The sequence below is a fragment of the Streptomyces sp. NPDC102490 genome (genome assembly GCF_044765285.1).
Taxonomy (GTDB): Bacteria; Actinomycetota; Actinomycetes; order Streptomycetales; family Streptomycetaceae; genus Streptomyces.
The window spans coordinates 264,970-281,691 of the sequence record NZ_JBIWJU010000003.1 but is presented as its reverse complement, the minus strand read 5'-3'; the positions used below and the strand labels follow the sequence as shown (position 1 = coordinate 281,691).

General features: G+C 68.2%; 11 protein-coding genes and 1 pseudogene. 6 read left to right on the top strand and 6 right to left on the bottom strand.

All coding sequences use genetic code 11. From position 1 onward, the window contains the following. Window positions 1-22: 22 nt before the first annotated feature. Window positions 23-388, bottom strand: a complete 366-nt coding sequence (locus tag ACIRGB_RS07870) for an ArsR/SmtB family transcription factor (protein WP_403859868.1) — start codon at window positions 386-388, stop codon at window positions 23-25. Window positions 389-531: 143 nt separating this feature from the next. Here ACIRGB_RS07870 and ACIRGB_RS07865 point away from each other — a divergent pair, with 143 nt between their 5' ends. Next, entirely contained in the window at window positions 532-1,929 is a 1,398-nt protein-coding gene (locus ACIRGB_RS07865; protein ID WP_403859865.1) for an NAD(P)-binding domain-containing protein, read from the top strand. Between the two features lie 173 nt (window positions 1,930-2,102). Next, on the top strand, window positions 2,103-2,591 hold the full coding sequence (locus ACIRGB_RS07860; protein ID WP_403859862.1) for a GNAT family N-acetyltransferase: 489 nt from the start codon (window positions 2,103-2,105) through the stop codon (window positions 2,589-2,591). Window positions 2,592-2,765: 174 nt separating this feature from the next. Here the strand turns inward: ACIRGB_RS07860 and ACIRGB_RS07855 are convergent, their stop codons facing one another. Continuing rightward, window positions 2,766-3,440 carry an NUDIX domain-containing protein gene (locus tag ACIRGB_RS07855; protein WP_403859859.1) on the bottom strand — a complete coding sequence of 225 codons (675 nt, stop codon included), beginning with the start codon at window positions 3,438-3,440 and terminating at the stop codon, window positions 2,766-2,768. After that, window positions 3,437-3,820 carry a DUF4406 domain-containing protein gene (locus ACIRGB_RS07850; protein WP_403859857.1) on the bottom strand — a complete coding sequence of 128 codons (384 nt, stop codon included), beginning with the start codon at window positions 3,818-3,820 and terminating at the stop codon, window positions 3,437-3,439. Before ACIRGB_RS07850 ends, ACIRGB_RS07855 begins: the two co-directional genes overlap by 4 nt. A gap of 48 nt (window positions 3,821-3,868) precedes the next feature. Here ACIRGB_RS07850 and ACIRGB_RS07845 point away from each other — a divergent pair, with 48 nt between their 5' ends. Further along, the gene (locus ACIRGB_RS07845; protein ID WP_403859854.1) at window positions 3,869-4,624 is read left to right on the top strand and encodes a DeoR/GlpR family DNA-binding transcription regulator; all 756 of its coding nucleotides are present in this window, start codon (window positions 3,869-3,871) and stop codon (window positions 4,622-4,624) included. An 886-nt stretch (window positions 4,625-5,510) separates the two neighbouring features. Here ACIRGB_RS07845 and ACIRGB_RS07840 read toward each other — a convergent pair. Continuing rightward, window positions 5,511-8,888 (bottom strand): type ISP restriction/modification enzyme, encoded by a 3,378-nt coding sequence (locus tag ACIRGB_RS07840; RefSeq protein ID WP_403859852.1) that lies wholly within the window; start codon window positions 8,886-8,888, stop codon window positions 5,511-5,513. 259 nt (window positions 8,889-9,147) lie between these two features. Between ACIRGB_RS07840 and ACIRGB_RS07835 the strand changes: the two are divergent. Beyond that, window positions 9,148-9,343: pseudogene (locus ACIRGB_RS07835) on the top strand (VapC toxin family PIN domain ribonuclease); the annotation flags it as partial. 3 nt (window positions 9,344-9,346) lie between these two features. Here ACIRGB_RS07835 and ACIRGB_RS07830 read toward each other — a convergent pair. After that, entirely contained in the window at window positions 9,347-10,429 is a 1,083-nt protein-coding gene (locus ACIRGB_RS07830; RefSeq protein WP_403860655.1) for a hypothetical protein, read from the bottom strand. Between the two features lie 1,036 nt (window positions 10,430-11,465). Between ACIRGB_RS07830 and ACIRGB_RS07825 the strand changes: the two genes are divergently transcribed. Beyond that, the gene (locus ACIRGB_RS07825) at window positions 11,466-12,074 is read left to right on the top strand and encodes a transposase (RefSeq protein ID WP_403859849.1); all 609 of its coding nucleotides are present in this window, start codon (window positions 11,466-11,468) and stop codon (window positions 12,072-12,074) included. A gap of 108 nt (window positions 12,075-12,182) precedes the next feature. Continuing rightward, window positions 12,183-12,377: a transposase gene (locus ACIRGB_RS07820; protein WP_403859846.1), complete on the top strand. Its 195-nt coding sequence runs from the start codon at window positions 12,183-12,185 to the stop codon at window positions 12,375-12,377. A 497-nt stretch (window positions 12,378-12,874) separates the two neighbouring features. Here ACIRGB_RS07820 and ACIRGB_RS07815 read toward each other — a convergent pair whose 3' ends face one another. Continuing rightward, a complete protein-coding gene (locus tag ACIRGB_RS07815) occupies window positions 12,875-16,348 on the bottom strand; it encodes a DNRLRE domain-containing protein (protein ID WP_403859843.1) in 3,474 nt (1,157 codons plus the stop codon). Window positions 16,349-16,722: the final 374 nt, after the last annotated feature.

Here is a 16,722-nt window from a genome sequence, read left to right as displayed (position 1 = left end):
TCGCCGCCGGCCTCGGTGGCGGTCAGCCGCGCAGGTCGAGCATGGCCGCCATGGCCGCCACCACGGACGGGGCGACCTGGTAGTAGACCCAGGTGCCGCGCCGTTCGGAGGTCAGCAGGCCGGCCTCGCGGAGCTTCTTCAGGTGATGGGAGACGGTCGGCTGCGAGACGCCGACGTCCGCGATGTCGCACACGCACGCCTCCCCGCCCGGATGCGAGGCGATCTTGGAGAACAGGCGCAGGCGCACCGGGTCGGACAGCGCCTTGAACATGGCGGCCATCTTCTCCGCGTCCGCCGGGGACAGCTCCCCGGCGGTGATCGGCGGGCAGCACGGCACGACGTCACCGCCCTGAAGGACGGGGAGTTCCAGGGCCTCTGATTTCGACATACGTCTATGTTGACACTCGTCGATACGGGTGCCAAGCTCCGAGACGGGGAGGGATATCGACAGACGTCGAATCAAGGAGCCGTAGTGGTCCCTCCGTGCCACCCCCGGCTGACCGCCGTCGCCCGTCAAGGAGACCGAGCATCATGAGCACCCAGCAGCTCCCCGTCGTCGTCATCGGGGGCGGACCGGTCGGACTCGCCGCCGCCGCCCACCTCGTCGAGCGCGGTATCGAGCCCCTCGTTCTCGAAGCGGGCGCCAAGGCCGGCGCGGCCGTGCGTGAGTGGAGCCACGTACGCCTGTTCTCCACCTGGGGCGAAGTCGTCGATCCGGCCGCCGAAAAGCTCCTCGCCGCCACGGGCTGGACCCGGCCCGACCCGGCGACGTATCCGTCCGGCGGAGAGTGGGCCGAGCGGTACCTGCGGCCCCTCGCCGACGCCCTCGGTGACCGGGTCCGCACCGGGGCCGCCGTCACCGGTGTCTCCCGGGCCGGCCGTGACCGGATCGTCGACGCCGACCGGGAGCGGCAGCCGTTCGTCGTGCACGTCGAGCACGCCGACGGCCGAGAGGAGCGCATCCTCGCCCGCGCCGTGATCGACGCCTCCGGTACCTGGGCCACGGCGGGTCCGGCCGGGGGCAGCGGCCTGCCCGCGCTCGGTGAGAAGGCGGCGGCCGACCGGATCACCTACCGCGTGCCGGACCTGCGGAACCCGGCCGTCCGCGCCCGGTACGCGGGCAGGCGCACCGCCGTCATCGGCTCGGGCGCGTCCGCGTTCACCGCGCTCGCCTCCCTCGCCGAGCTGGCCGAGTCGGAGGACGGTGCGGGCACGCACGCGGTGTGGGTCCTGCGCCGCGGCATCTCCGGCTCCACCTTCGGCGGCGGCACTGCCGACCAGCTCCCCGCCCGCGGCGCCCTCGGCCTCGCCGCGAAGACCGCCGTCGACCAGGGGCACGCCGACGCGGTCACCGGCTTCCGCACCGAGGCGTTCGAACGCGATGCCGACGGCCTCCTCGTCCTCGTCGGCGAGGACGGGCGCCGCCTCGACCCGGTGGACGAGGTGATCGTGCTGACCGGCTTCCGCCCCGACCTGTCCTTCCTGGACGAACTTCGCCTGGGCCTGGACGAGCGCCTCCAGGCACCGGTGGAACTCGCCCCGCTGATCGACCCCAACCAGCACTCCTGCGGCACCGTCTACCCGCACGGCCACCGCGAGCTCTCCCACCCCGAACAGGGCGTCTACCTGGTCGGCATGAAGTCCTACGGCCGCGCCCCCACCTTCCTCGCCATGACCGGGTACGAGCAGGTCCGCTCCGTCGCCGCCGCGATCGCTGGCGACCTGGACGCCGCCGACCGCGTGGAACTCACCCTTCCCGAGACCGGAGTCTGCGGCGGCGCGGGCCTGTTCGACACCCCCGACTCCCGGCAGACCGACGCCGGCGGCTGCTGTGCCGCACCGGAACCGCGGCTCGTCCAGCTCACCGCGCCCGCGGCGGTGCGCGCCGACACCGAGGACACCGCGGCGGGCGGCTGCTGCGGTTCGTGAGGGCGGCGCCGGGTGGACGCGAACCCGTGGTGGGCCACCCCGTTTTCCGGCTCCTCCGCAGCGGTTCGGGCGTCCTAGTTGCCGAGCGGTTCCCGCTAGCGGTGTGCGAAACGCCTGCCCCGGGCAGCCGACCTGCCGCACGAAGGCACTCCCCGGTGCGAAATACTCTCCCGATGACGTCACGCACTTCTCCGATCAGCCTGCCGGTCACGATTCGGAGGGCGGTCGCGGGGGATGCCAAACGGCTCACGCGGCTCGTGCGTGGCTCAGGCGCCTACGAGGGTCAGTACGCGGCCGCAGTCGCGGGCTACCGGGTCGGGCCTGACTACATCGAGGCCCACCGCGTTTTCGTGGCCGTCGGCGCCGACGAGCGGGAAGGCCGGGTCCTCGGGTTCTACTCGCTCGTCCTCGCCCCACCGGAGCTCGACCTGCTGTTCGTCGCCGACGAAGCGCAAGGACGGGGTATCGGACGGCTGCTTGTGGCGCACATGCAGTCCGAGGCCCGTGCCGCCGGGCTCGACCGTGTCAAGGTCGTGTCGCATCCTCCCGCCGAGGACTTCTACCACCGCGCAGGCGCGGTGCGGATCGGCACCGTGCTCGCGAACCCGCCCGCCGTGCCGTGGGACCGCCCCGAATATGAGTTTCGCCTGTCTTCGGAATGACGCGGTTCGCAGGGAACCCGGCTTCGCTTGCATGGTGGGACGCCGCTACGCGCCGTAATGCTGCCGGAGCCGTCGCGGCGGGAGCAGGCGCGATGGTCGTCGGCCCGCGGCGTTCGTCATCAAGCGAAGGCGTTGAGCGGGCAGAGTCCGGCCGGGGTCTCTGGAGGCGGGCTTTCAGGCGTTCTGCTGCCGGGCGAAGGGCCCCGACAGGGCCGCCCATTGCAGGAGCATGACGGTCTTGCCGTCGCTGATGCGTCCGTCGCCGGTCATGGCGAGGGCCTCAGTGAAGGGCAGTTCGAGGACTTCGATGTCCTCGCCTTCCTCCTCGACTCCTCCGCCCGCGCCGGTCCGGTCGGCCGGGGTGTAGGGGGCGGCGAAGAAGTGGAGGCGCTCGGTGACGGAGCCCGGGCTCATGTAGGCGTCGAGCACGTGAGTGAGGGGGCCGAGCCGGACGCCGAGTTCTTCGGCGCTTTCGCGGCGGATCGCGGTGTGCGGGTCTTGCGCGTCGAGCAGTCCGGCCGCCGCCTCGATGAGCATGCCGTCGGGATGGCCGTTCACGTAGGCGGGGTAGCGGAACTGGCGGGTGAGCAGGACGCGGCCGCGTTCGGTGTCGTAGGGCAGGACGACAGCGCCGTTGCCGCGGTCGTAGGTCTCGCGCTGCTGGGTCTCCCACCGTCCGTCGCGGCGTCGATAGTCAAAGGTGGTGCGGCGCAGGACGTGCCAGCCCTGGGAGGTGAGTTCGACGTCGCGTATCCGGACGTCGGGGTTGCGGGCGAGGTCGCGTCCGGCGAGGTGGAGACCGGTGCGTCCGCGGTGATCGGGGGTGTCGACACCCGGGCGGCTTCTCACATGGTCTCCTGCGGGATGCGGCGCGGAATCTCAGCGACGTCGTGGTAGACGGGCAGGCCGCGGCGGCGGGCGGTGGCGACGTCCTGGTCGGCGCCGGCGGATGCGCCCGGCAGACGCAGCACGGCGTCGCAATGGGTGAGGAGCCGGTCGGCGGTCGGGTACAGCACCTGGTTGGCCAGTGGGTCGGTGGGGCCCGCGCCGGCGGAGCGCAGGACGGGCAGGGCGATCCACTCGCCGATCACAGGGAGATGCCCGGCCGCGAAGACGGGCCAGGCCGCCGCCTCCAGACGGGCGAGGTTGGCGGCCATGGCCTGCGGGTCGCCGCCGGTGCCGGAACGGTAGGGGCCTGCGATGAGGATGAGCAGGGGCTTGTCGGTCATGTCAGCTAAGATACATGCAGAAACGTGCAAGAACAGGAAGGAACGTGGATGCTGGCCGCTGAACGACGCGAGCACCTGCTCGGTCTGCTCGCCCGCGCGGGAAAGATCGTGGCCAAGGATGTCGCCGCCGACCTGGGCATTTCCGAGGACAGCGTGCGGCGTGACCTTCGCGATCTCGCCGCGGAGGGGTTGTGCCAGAGGGTGTACGGCGGCGCGCTGCCCGCGTCTCCCGCAGTGGTGGACTACGGCTCCCGGCAGTCGGTGGCCCCGGACGGCAAGCGGAAGGTCGCCTCGGTGGCCGCCGGGCTGGTGCGGCCGGGCGGCTCGGTGATCCTCGACGGCGGCACCACCGCACTCGCCGTGGCGCGGGCGCTCCCGAAGGACCTCGCCTGCACGGTGATCACCCACAGTCCGACGATCGCCACGGCCCTGATCGACCATCCGCGGGCGGAGCTCTTCCTCCTCGGGGGGCGCGTCTTCAAGCACTCGGCCGTCACCTGTGGCGCCGCCGCGGTCGAGGCCGCGCAGAACGTCTCCGCCGACCTGTGCCTGCTCGGCGTCACCGGCGTCCATCCCGAGGCCGGGCTGACCACGGGGGACGCCGAGGAGGCGGCCATGAAGCGCGCCCTGTCCGCCCGGGCCGCGGACACCTACGTCCTCGCCTCCTGCGAGAAGATCGGTACGGCATCGCCGTACCGCGTCCTGCCGTGGGAGAAGATCACCGGACTGATCACCGACGCCGATCCGCACGACCCGGTCATCGAGCAGCTCAGAACACTCGGCGTGGAGGTCCGCGCCGCCTAGTGAGCCGAAGAACCCCGGACCGGCAGCTGCCGCGAACCTTCTGGGCCTACGCGATCCGGTGAACCGGCCGGCCGGACACCGGCAGGGCCCGACGAGTCGAGCCGCGGAAGCGCCGGGTCGCAGGATTCCCCCGGCTGTGTGAGATTTCGTGAGACGTGAGAGGGTGCGGGGCGTGAGTGAGACACCGCCGAACACCCTGCAATACCGCTTTGACGGGCCGGAAGACGCACCAGTCCTGATCCTGGGTCCCTCACTGGGCACCACCTGGCACAGGTTGTAGAGACCGTCCAGGGGCGTCTACGCCAGTCCAGCGCGGGCATGAAATAGCAGGTCAGGACCTGCTGGTCTGGGAGGGTCCGCCCAGTTGGTGATCCCGGTGTGATAGACGAGTGATACGGCGTGGCCCCGCCTGGGGGCTGTGCGTGGAGCCGTGAGACGACGAAGCCGCACCGGAGAGCTCCGGCGCGGCTTCGTCGTGAGATCGGCTGCGCTGTCAGGCACAATGCGTTGGGCGCCTCATGCGGCCCGTGTCCCTGTACCGTTTTCGGGGCGCGCCTACACTTTGCGATTGCACTCGCATATGAGTCTGAAGAGCCGTTTCCTTCAGAGAGCGCAGCACCTCCTCGAGCACGGATCTGCCCAATCGGGGTGAGGTCGACCTGGGTGTGGACACGCACGGCGAGGTTCACGTCGCCGCTCCAGTCTCCCAGCTGGGGAAGGTCATGGGCACCGAATCCTCTCCGGCAAGGGCCGCCGGCTGCCGGCAGCAGACGTGTGCAACCGCCAGACTGGATGCGGTTGCGCCGAGCCGGGGTCTGCGGCGGGGCGTCGTCGCGCAAATATTCCGTTGATGTTGCGGGCGTCAGGCACTCAGGCCGGGCGGGTATCAGTCCGAGAAGCCGAGGCTCTCCTGACCAGGCCCGGGGGCGCGTCGAGACTTCCGCGGCGGTTTCGGTTCCTTGGTTGCGTAGGCAGGTACCGGCAGGATGCCCTGGCCCCGTAGGTCGTCGGTGGTGATGAGCGGGCCACTGCTCACGGCGTCCAGCAGCCGGGCCTGTCGGGGTTCGAGGGCTACGAGGAGCCCGAGCGCGTTGATGAGGTCAAGCAGGTCGACGGTCCACCGGGCAGGCCAGGTCGGGGGCAGGATGTCGTTCAACGGGGTCTGCCGTTCCACGTCTGGCTTGCGCTTGCGGAAGCTGAACCACTTGCGGATCACCTGCACCCCGCCGATCCGATAGTGCCAGACTTCCGGCGCCACCGGACGTATGCAGCCCGTGCCCACCGTGAGGGTTCGCGTGGACGCGTCGTAAGAGATGTCCGCAGGTAACCCGTCGTCCTCTCCGATCACGACGACGCATTCCGGTTGTTCCTCCGGGGGAAGCCTTGGGGACGAGCCAGGTGAACTGTCGTGGTGGGAGGCGAAGCGCTGGCCGTACGTGTGGATCCACACCGTGCGCCTGCCCACTTCCACGAGCTCCGCCCATAGAGCCGGGTCGCGTGTTATGGGGATACGGACACCGCGCTCGGCGAGGTTCGCGGCGAAGCGGCGGGTGTAGCCGCTGTGGCTGGCTGTTCCGGCGATGTACGCGAAGAGGTCCTCGGCGGTGACCGTTACGCCGTGCGTCTTGGTGAGAAGACGCAGCAGGCCAGGGGTGACGTTTGGTTCAGCCTGGTGAGGGTGGCGGTAGAGAGGGGCGACGCGGCCGCCTTCGGTGCCTTTGAAGTGGTGCATGTCGGGCAGCAGGGCAGTGAAACTCACCGCCGGTCCCGGTCGGCCTGATTCCGTGTGGAGTTCGGACAGGTAGATCTGACGCTGGTCGTTGTGGGCGAACCACAAGGCCGGCCGCGGAAAGTCGATCACTCGTCTGTCCGCGATGATGTACTGCCTGTCGAAGGTCATCCGGCCGTAGGGAACAGTGACCGGCAACGGCTCCTTCTCCGCGGCAAGGCTTTCCCTCTCCTGCTGGCGGGGCAGTGGTGGTTCCGGCTTATCCGGACGGCGGTCTCTGGTGGTTTTCAGCAGTGCAGCCTTGTCCTCCGCTGGGGCTTGGACGAGTCTGCGCCACCGGCTCTCCAGGACGTCGCGGCTGGGTGAGACGGGCCAGCTGCGGTTGTTCTTGTTGCCGGAGCTCGTCCAGGGCAGTAGGGCGTCCACCGTTGGCATTGCCGACCACTCGGAGTCGGACAGGACGTGAAAAGGCGCGGTCCACTGTGTGGGGCATAGTTGCCAGGAGGTCCCGTCGCGATGACCGTCAAGGCCAAGCCCTTCCAGCCAGTTGAACTTCTCCTCGCGTGTGCCCGCGGGGACGTCGAGTCGCCAGACCCGCGCCGGTGTACCCGCGTCCGGGGCGCCACGGCGGACGAATACGGCGATGCAGATCTCCCGCTTAACATCCTGGAAGACACGGGTGCGCGTGTCGGAGTAGGCGCCCTCGGGGGAGAGACCTATGATCCAGCCCTCGTCGGCGGCCTCGCGCAGGTAGTGGCGCATGCCGGCCGAGCCCTCGCTGTCCAGGTATCCGGAGTTGGTGATGAGGGCAACGATCCCGCTGGGGGCCTTCGGCGCTCCCGAGGCGGCCAACTGGTCGAAGACCTTCCAGGTGGACCACGCCCAGAAGTAGACGTAAAGGTTGTCGAGGGCGTATCCGACGCGTCCGTTGTCCTCTGGGTGGAAGCGGGCGAGGATCGGGCCCTGGCCGTTCGGGTTGCCCTCGGTGACCCAGCGTCCGACGCCCGACTGTCTCGCACCCCGCAGGTAGGGCGGATTACCGATGACCACCATGACCTTCTCGTCCGCCTTGATCTTGTTCGCCATTCGGCGGTGGCGGGCGATCGCCTCGTACATGAAGCCCAGGTGGTGCTCGACGGCAGGGTCGTCGAGTGTGTCGGCCACCAGAAGCCTCGGCGGGCGGCGCGTGATGTCGGCGTCGTGGGACCGGAAGGCGTGGTGCACACGGAGTTCGGCGACGGCGTACGGCCCGGTCTGTTTCTCCAGCCCGACCAGTCGGCCTGAGAGTTCTCGGAGAAGCCCGGACTTGAGCGTCCTGCCGTACTTCAGTGACAGGGACTTGGCGACGTGGTCGATGATGTTGATGAGGAAGGTCCCGGTGCCCATGGCCGGATCGACGACGGTGACGTCCTCGCTTCCGTACCCGTCCTCCTGGCCGAGCCGGTCTCGCAGCACCTCGTCGGTGAAGCCGACCATGAAGCGGACGACCTCGCCGGCCGTGTAGTACGTACCCGTCCGCCGTCGCAGTTCCGGGTCGTAGGCGCTCAGAAAGCCCTCGTACAGGTGGAGGTAGGCGTCTCCGGTCTCGTCCTTGAACATCTCGGGGTCGACGGCCGACAAGACGTCGATCAGCGGGTCGATGATGCCACGCAGATCGTCGAGGGCGTCGTCCGTCAGCACCGCGAGCGCCTTGCCCATCAAGGAATGCCGCTTGCCCAGTCGGATCGCGACCTCGGGAAGCGTGAGCCTGCCCAGATCAATGTGCTCAAGACGAGCCAGCAGCATGGCAAACGTCAGCGTCTGACTGTATTGGTCCGCGAACTCCTCCGGGCGAGCGTCGGGGAAGAGCAGGTCCTTCCAGTTGTCGGCCAGGATCGAGAACGCAGCGTCAGCCTCCCCGTGCTCCTCGCGGGTGAGACGTTCGGTGACCTCGTCACGCAGTAGGGCGCAGATTCCCGCGATGCGCTTGACCAGTTCGTTGACGCTGTCGTGGACGATGGGCGCCGGCAGGAAGAAGTGCGTGAGGGCACGCTCGAACCCGGTGTCCGCGACGACGAGTTGCCGGCTACCGGAATCAAGGTCTCCGACCAGGATTCCGGTCGGGCCGACCTGTACGCCGAAACGGTAGACCGCCCACTGGTATCCGTCGGTGTACAGCACATTGTGGAGTGCCTTGATCTTCTCCCACTGCTTGCGGTCGTGGCTCTTCACCGACCACTTCTCCGGATCGGCCCCCGAGCCCGGCTGCTTCAGCTCGACGTGCCCTATGGTCCTGCTGCCGCAGGCGATGGCGAAGTCGGGCCGTATCCCGAGTTCCTTGATACGACTCTGACCGTGGACGATGAGCTTGAGGCGTTGCCGCGAGGCCATGCCGCGCAGCAGATGCTCCACCGGCGCGGTCAGGGTGTCCTCCTTACTGCTGACTGCCCCTGCGGGACCTTGCAGCTTGGCCCTGACCTCCTCGCCGAACTGGGCGACGAGGTCCGCGACCGATCCGGTCGTGCCCTTTCCCGCCCAGACGTCCCCTCTTGCCATCGGCCCCCCAAGGTCGCACCCACGCCGACGATCAGACCCATACAGAATGCCCATGACATCTCAAGCAGCAAACACCAGTGGATGTAGGTTGATTGGTGACAAGCCGCCAAAGCTGCGCGTACGGAGGTGGGTTGGAGCGTGAGCCGGGAGTGCGTCCCGGGCGTGCGTCAACGTGCGGAGCGCAATCGGTGGACGGTACGGCGATCTTGCAGACACGCTGGGGCGATCGCGGGGGCAGCGTGCGTCAAACGAAGCCATCATGGCTGCGGGGCTCCCGGTATGTCCCCGCTGCTGCTCTCGGAGATCGACCACGTCGCCACGCGCGAGCTCGGCCGTGAAGCGGCGCTCAGCGCGGTCGACGACATCCGACATTGGGTGCGACGAGGCCGCGCCGTTCTGTCCGAGATCACCGATGATCATCTGAGTGCCACCAGTCGGTGCGCGTCCGCTATCGCGGCTCAGGGGCCGTAGGGGCTCCAGCGCCCGAGGAAGGGTTTCAGGTCGTCGGCTCGTGGTTCGGGGATGTCGGGCAGTCGGGGCGGTGTGTGCAATGGGTCGAGGCGCTCGACGGTGGATGCTGCCCAGCTGATCCATGCTTCGGCTTCGATTCTGGTCTGCCCCGGTGGCATGGCCTCGACGCGTGTGCGTACCGCGCTCACGTACTCGATCAGTCGGGTGGCGTGGCGCCATGCCGCTTCCTGGGATTCCAGGTGCCTGACGCGGTACGCCTCGGCGTACCGGATGCGGGCTTGTTCCATGGCGGCTTCCCAGCGGATCCGCTTCTGGCGTGCCGCTTCGGCCTCATCCCGGCGTCTGCGTTCGGCGGCTTCGCCGCGCAGCGTGACCTCCTGTGCGATCTCGGCGAGCTGCTCTTCGAGGGGACGGCCGGGAGTGTCGGCCCATTCGCTCGCTCGGTGTGGCTGGCCGCCGCTGATGATGAAGCGGAGGCGTTCGGACGGGGTGTAGTCGAAGCGGGGGATCCTGACCCAAGAGTGCTTCTTGGCGTCGGCGAGTTCCTTCTCGGTAGCGACGTGTTCGGCTCGGTCCTGCTCCTGGAGGACAAGAAACCCCACGGTCTGGCCCTGGGCGGTGATGGTGAAGTGAGGATTTGCCCTGCGGCGGCGATGAGACGGAGGTGCGAAGCCGGTTTGACCGGCCGAGCAGGTGTGTCCTTCGGCCTCGGCAGCGGTGATCAGTGCTTGGATGAGCCGGAGAGCGCGTCCTTGAACGGGCTTGGTCAGGCCGAGCGGCTGCCGTTCGTTCTGCATGGCCCGGACCACGGCGTGCGGCCGAGTGAGCCGCGAGGGCACCGGGACGGTGTCGAGGACGGCAAGACGCCAGGCGGGAATGTCGACGAGCTTAATCTCGTACCCGTCGCGGCACCAGTTTCCGTACAGTTCCTTCGCCTCCGGAATCCGTCCGGATCTGCGTGCGGCGGCGACGCGGGACGGCCACTTCTCCAGGTCAGGACCGCTGCCGCTCTTGATGATCCTGCCGCCGGCCTCCGCGAGCTCCTTTAACAGCTGCTCCGTGAGCGTCACACGAGGCTGCGAGGGAGGGCTTGGCTTCCGCAGGGCGGCCTGAGTTACCTGCGCTCGGGGAGACTGGGGACGTGGAGCGGCGACCTGGGTCTTCCGCGGGCTTGACCCGCGGGGAGGGTACGTGCCGTGTGCCAGGTAGTGCTGGCCGGCGCTTGTCAGGGTGACGCTCCACTGCCCGCTTTTCCGGGAGACCGTTACCAGGCCCCGGTTGTGCAGTGCCTGACAGGTGGTCTTGTAGGAGTTGGTCTCCCAAATGCCAGCAGGACACCCGGCTTCCACCCACTGCAACACCGAGAGCTGTCGCTCATTGACCTGCCGTTCCAATGGTCCGCCTTCGACTTGCAGTGACGTACGACGGCGGCATGGTGTCAGTTCCGTTGGCAGGCGACCGGTGCTTCGACTCGATTCGTCCGAACGAGCGAGCTGACGTGGGTGCAAGCCCGCTAGACATCACGTGGCTACGCGGTACCCACGCCACCCTGCAGACGCACCTCGCAACCAGCAGCTATTCCAACAACATGAACCCGGAACCCTCGACGGATTTGCCGCCCTCCTCCCGCGGACATGGCCGCCCGGTCGAGACTGTCCGGCGGGGACCGGGTGGTCAGTCATTGCCGGTCATGACTGGGTGGGGAGTCGACTCGTTCTCAGCCTGCTTCGGCCGCGTTGGGCACTGGTTCGGGCGAAGCTTTCCGGCTGTGGTCGGGAGGTGCCGATGCGCCGGGGTCGATGGGACGGTTGCGCGATGCCGTCCCGGTTGGGGGTCTGACTCGTGAGATCTATGACCGAAGTGTCCAGTCACAGGCTTGTCGACTGCCGTTGCGGGATGGTGCCAGCTGGTACCGAGCCACAGGGCGTGTCCCTATAGGGGCCTTGCCGAGTTCCAGGCGCCATCACGGTTCAGACCGTCCGAGCGGGCCGATGCCATCCGTCCAGCAGCACGTCATCACGTGGGAGGCGAATCATCATGGCGAGCCGACATCGCAGCACCTCCTCGAGCACGGATCCTCCCGTTCGGCGCGAGGTCGTTCTGGGCGTGGACACGCACGGTGAAGTGCATGTCGCCGCCGTGATCTCCCCGCTCGGGAAGATCTTGGGGACCGAGTCCTCTCCGGCGACGGCGGCTGGCTACCGGCAGCTGCTCCTGTGGGCCCGGAAGCGGGGGCCCGTACGTAGGGCCGGTGTGGAGGGTACCGGCACCTTCGGCGCGGGCCTGTCCCGCTACCTAATGGCCCAGCAGATCCAGGTGTTCGAAGTGAACCGGCCTGACCGCTCGGCCCGCCGACTGCTGGGCAAGTCGGACCCGCTCGACGCTCAGGCCGCCGCGCGGGCCGTGCTCAGCGGCCGCGCCCAGGCCCGGGCCAAGTCCGGCGACGGTCCGGTGCACAGTGCCCGGTTGTTCAAGCTCGCCAAGGACTCCGCGGTCAAGGCCCGCACCCAGGCGATCAACCAGCTCAAGGCCGTCCTGGTCATCGCTGACCCCGCCCTGCGAGAACAGCTGTCCAGCCTGGGCAATGCCGAGCTGTATCGAACCTGCGCGCGCCTCGCCCCGTACGACGGTGGGGGAGACGAGGACGCGGTGGCCCAGGCCACCCACCTGACGTTGCGTATGCTCGCCGAGCGCATCGAGCAGCTCACCGCTTAGATCGACGAGCTGAACCAACGCCTGACCCGGCTCGTCGAACGCCACGCCCCACAGCTGCTCGTGCCGGTGGGCATCGGTCCGGACAGCGCCGTCACTCTCCTGATCACCATGGGAGACAACCCCGAGCGGCTGAACACTGAGGCGTCCTTTGCTGCCCTTTGCAGAGTCAGCCCCATCGAGTACTCCTCCGGCCGGCGAAGAACCCGGCGGCTCAACTACGGCGGCGACCGGCAGGCGAACGCCGCCCTGCACCGCATCGTCTTCACGGCTGCGCCACGACCCGCGCACCCAGGCGTACTATGAACGCCGCACCCAGGAGGGCAAGACTCGACGCGAGATCATCGGATGCCTCAAGCGATACGCAGCCCGCGAGGTATTCAACCTGGTCAGACCGGTTGCCCACACCCCCGCGTTATAGGGGCGTCTGTGATACGCGGGTGTTAGGGCGAGGCCCCGCTGAGGTACGTCCTAGCGGGGTCTCTGCCCGGATCCGTGAGACCTCGAAGCCGCACCGGAGCGCTCCGATGCGGCTTCGACGTGAGGTCGAACGCACTGGCGCGCACGATGCGGTCGGTGCCCGAAGGAGTCCATGCCCCTGTGACTCTCTCGAGTGCCTGATTTGCGATCGCACCCGCTCATCCCCTCGAACGAGGGGTCTGTCCCTCTCAGCGCGACCCGGTCATGTAAAGCAGCACGCGGGGGCCGGTCATCAGCTGTGCCCAGGTCTCGATCTCTTTTTCACTCAGCGCGCCCGGACCCGCCATCCCATGGAGTCGCTCCGGGCGCGCGGCGGTCGAGGGTCATCCGATGGCGATGCGGTCCTTCCAGTATGAGCGGGATGTGATGATCTCGGAGCCTGCGCCGGGGAGTACGTCGGGTTTTCCGGCGTATATCCGGACCGAGCCGTCTGCGCGGACGGTCCAGACGTCGGGGGTGGAGTCGCCGGTGACGTCGGGGGTGCCGAGGATGTGCGGGATGGAGGCGCGGGACCAGCCGCCTCCGGAGTAGGCGATGTCCGCGCCGCCTGCGGAGTTGGCCCCGGAGGCCAGCGAGTTGAGGTTGACGCCGCTGCCGGATGCGTTGGCGATGCCCTTGCGGAGGCGGAGGGCGGCGTCGGGGTCGGACCGGTAGATCATGTCGGCGATTCCGTCGCCGGATACGTCTCCGACGGTGACGATGTCCCGCGCGTCCCAGAGGGTCGAGGTGAGCCGGGTCGCGCTGCTGATCGTGGCCCCGTGGTATCCGACCAGTGCCCACAGTTCTGTGCCTACGCGTGCGAGGAAGTCGGTCTTGCCGTCACCGGTGATGTCACCGGCGGCCATGATTTGGTCCATGGACGCGGGTGACGGGGCGCCGGCCGGAAGGATGATCTCTCTGCGTTTGTCGACGTTCACCGCGCCGTAGCCGTCGCCCGGGTAGACCCACAGCTTCCCGCCGACCCTGACGACGAGGTCCTGGAGGCCGTCACCGCCGTAGATGTCACCGTTGTGTGTGATCAGGGATCCCTTGAAGTGACCGGAGGGTGCGGCGACGAACGGGGGCAGGCCGTCCTCCGAGCCCGGGTCCTTGGCGGGGTTGGCGCGGTAGGCGCCGGGCATGGAGTAGTCGAGGTCACCGCTGGCGCGGGCGAGGTCGGGTGTGGCCTGGGACGGGTAGAGGGCGAGGTTGCCCGCGGCAGTCACGACCATGAGGTCGGCGAGGTCGTCGCCTGTGAAGTCGCCGGCGCTGTCAGCTTCGTCGCGCGGGCTGACGTAGAAGAAGTAGAGGGCGGGGGTGGAGGCGTTGCCTGCTCCGTCGATAGCGCGGATGTACAGGACGTTGGGGCCGGCTGTCGGGGGTTTGGCTCCGGTGATGGTCGTCGGGGTGGTGACGGCGGTTCCGGCGGTACGGCTCTTGGAGAAGTTGTAGTTGGAACCGTTGAAGGAGTATTCGAAGCGGACGGTGTCTGTGGAGCCGGCGTAGACCGTGAAAGAGCCCGCCGTACCGAACTTCAACTTCGACCAGTTGGCGTCCTCTGCGTCGTTACCGAAGCCGTTCTCCGAGCCGTCGGCGTCGGGGAAATCGGTGGAGGTGACTTTCGGACGCTTGGGGGCGGTGGTGTCGAGCACGAACCGGCAGGGCGTCTTCGCCGGCGAGTAGCCGGAAGTGGCGCCCTTGTCGTCGACGCTGCGGACCCGCCAGGAGTACAGGGTGCCGTTGGTCAGTTTGCTGGTGGGGAAGGCGGGCGTGGAGCGCAGGGCATCGCCGCCGTCACTGCCGGTGGACACCTTGCCCGTGGAGCCGAGCACGTCGCCGGTGGTGCCCCACTTGCCGGTGGGCCAGAGGTCGAAGTCCAGATAGTCGAGGTTGCTGTCCTTGTCCTTGCCTCGCGCGGTGAAGGTGACGCTGCCTGCGCCCATGCGGACGTACGGCTCTGTGGTGGTGCACTTGGCGTCGGGGGACAGGTCCAGGTTGGTGGGGGACGAGGGGCGCCGGTTGTAGACGAGTTCGAGTGCAGGGCCGTTGTCGCCGTTGGCCTGGAACTTCTTCCACGCGTACTGGGATTTCTCGTCTCGGGCGCGCATCCCGAAGGTGATTTTGGAGCGGCCGAGGTCGGCGTAGTTCTGTGCGGCCTTCTTCACGTCGAAGGTCTCGTAGGCGTCGCGGCAGCCGGATTTGTAGCCGTGCGCGAAGCTACGGGTTTGCAGTTTGTTGCCGTCGGTCAGTTTCGGGGCATTCTTCCAGTTGGTCTTCTTGCTGATCGCTCCGGTGACGTGAACGCTCATCGACCGGGCGCTGCAGGACCAGGAGTACGTTTCCAGCAGGCGCAGCTTGGCGCTGCTGATCTTCGCTCCCTTGAGGTTCTTGTCGAAGTTCATGTTGAAGAAGGAGCGGGACGTGCCCCAGGTGTCGGACTCGAAGCCGACCCGGGCCTCGTGGGTGCCGCCCTTGTTGAACCCCTTGCCGTTGTAGAAGGTGGCGTTGGGATGCCGGCTGTAGGCGGTTGTCCAGTTGTCCATGTGCTTGGTGACGGACGGGTCGACGAAGACCGGGTACTTCGTCTCCGGATCATTGAGGAAGTTCAGGTCTGGCGTGATGACCCAGTTGTCGCCCGAGAGATCGGATTCCACCGTGTTGCCCAGGGAGTCCGGTGACGGGCCGTCGAGCAGCGGGAGGGAAAGGGTTGCCGCCGATCCCGTCTGTGACGGGCTGGGGGTGGGTTCGGCGGGGGCGGTGGGCGTGGCGGTCTCTGAGGGTGTGACCTCAGGGCCGTCGGTGGGCGTCGGCAGGCTCGGGGCTTCGGATTCCCGGTCGGTCTGTTCGTCGGACTCGGCGTCGTTCGTCGCCTCCTCGGCCGGTACCGGCTCTGGCGTCCAGGACTCCGAGTTGCTGGGCTCGGGGCTCTCCGAGCCCGTTGGCTGGGCCGTGGCTCCCACCTGTCCGTCAGTGACGGCGGGCTGGCCGGTGGAGTCCCACATCAGCGGGGTGCCGGAGCTGGCCACCTCGGTGCCGTAGAAGGTCTCGGCCGTCAGTACGCCTGACAGCGGGGCGAGGCGGAAGGTCAGGTCTTCGGAGGTGATGCCGTACGAGAGGTGTTGCACCAGCGGGTTGGCCGCGGCCGCACGGTTCTTCAGGACGAGGAGCTGGGCGAAGCCGTCGTTGTCCGCGGTGAGCACCAGGTCGGCGCCGGGGAAGATCTCCGGGTACAGGGCGCGAGAACCGTCGATGACGGGAGCGGGGACCGGGCCCGGCCAGGTGAGCTGGATGGCGTACTCACCGGCGTCGCCCACATAGAGCGTGACAAGGTCGCTTGCTCCGGCTGCGGCCGCGGCTGGAGCACCTTTTGCCAGCGACACACGCCGCACCCCGGCTCGCGAGGCCCGCTCCGGGGCCTGCTTGCCTGAGCCCGCGGTGAACACCATCCGGGTGCTGGTGGCCGTGGTCTCCCAGCCGGCTTCGCTGCGCCGCAGATCCGTGTTGATCGCACGCCATTCGCCGTCCTTGTGGACCCGGACCGGCGAGGCGTGGAAGCGCGTCGCGAGCTGGCCGTCGGGACGGGCCCATGTGGTCGAATGCTCGGTACGGTCCGCCGTGACCTCGACCTGCTTGCCTGAGCGGGCGGCCTGGACGAAGGCGGCGCTCTCCGTGACCGCCTTCGCCCGCTGAGGCTTGGCAGGCTGTCGTGCATCGGAGCCGTCGAACCCGGCATAGCCGATGCCGGTCGCTGCGACCGCCGCGGCGAGGGCGAACACCAGGGTGCGCCGTCCGGGCATGCGGAACTGGCTGGTTGGCATCGTAAGAGGTCCCCTTCCCCATGCCCGGCACGCAGATCCACGTGTGCGGGCTCCTCCGGAACGATGTGGCCGGCCATGGCGAAGCGAACCGTTCCGTACGGGGGCGCGGGCATGGCAGGGCGAGCTGATGATGACTCATGAGCCGCCTGTCGTCACCCTGTGAATTCACACGCCAGAGGCTCGGGCCGGCTGGCTCGTCTTCGTACGGGTGCGTCACCCCGCCGGGCTGATGGGTGAGGAAGAAGTCGAGCGAGGTCCCCATTTCGGCATCAAATACCCTCTATGCGGTCGGCTTTGAGTGGGTATCAGACGCCATTCCGCGAACTCATGCCTTCCGCGGGATCTACACCCTCTCAGGTCAATACGGCCTGCTT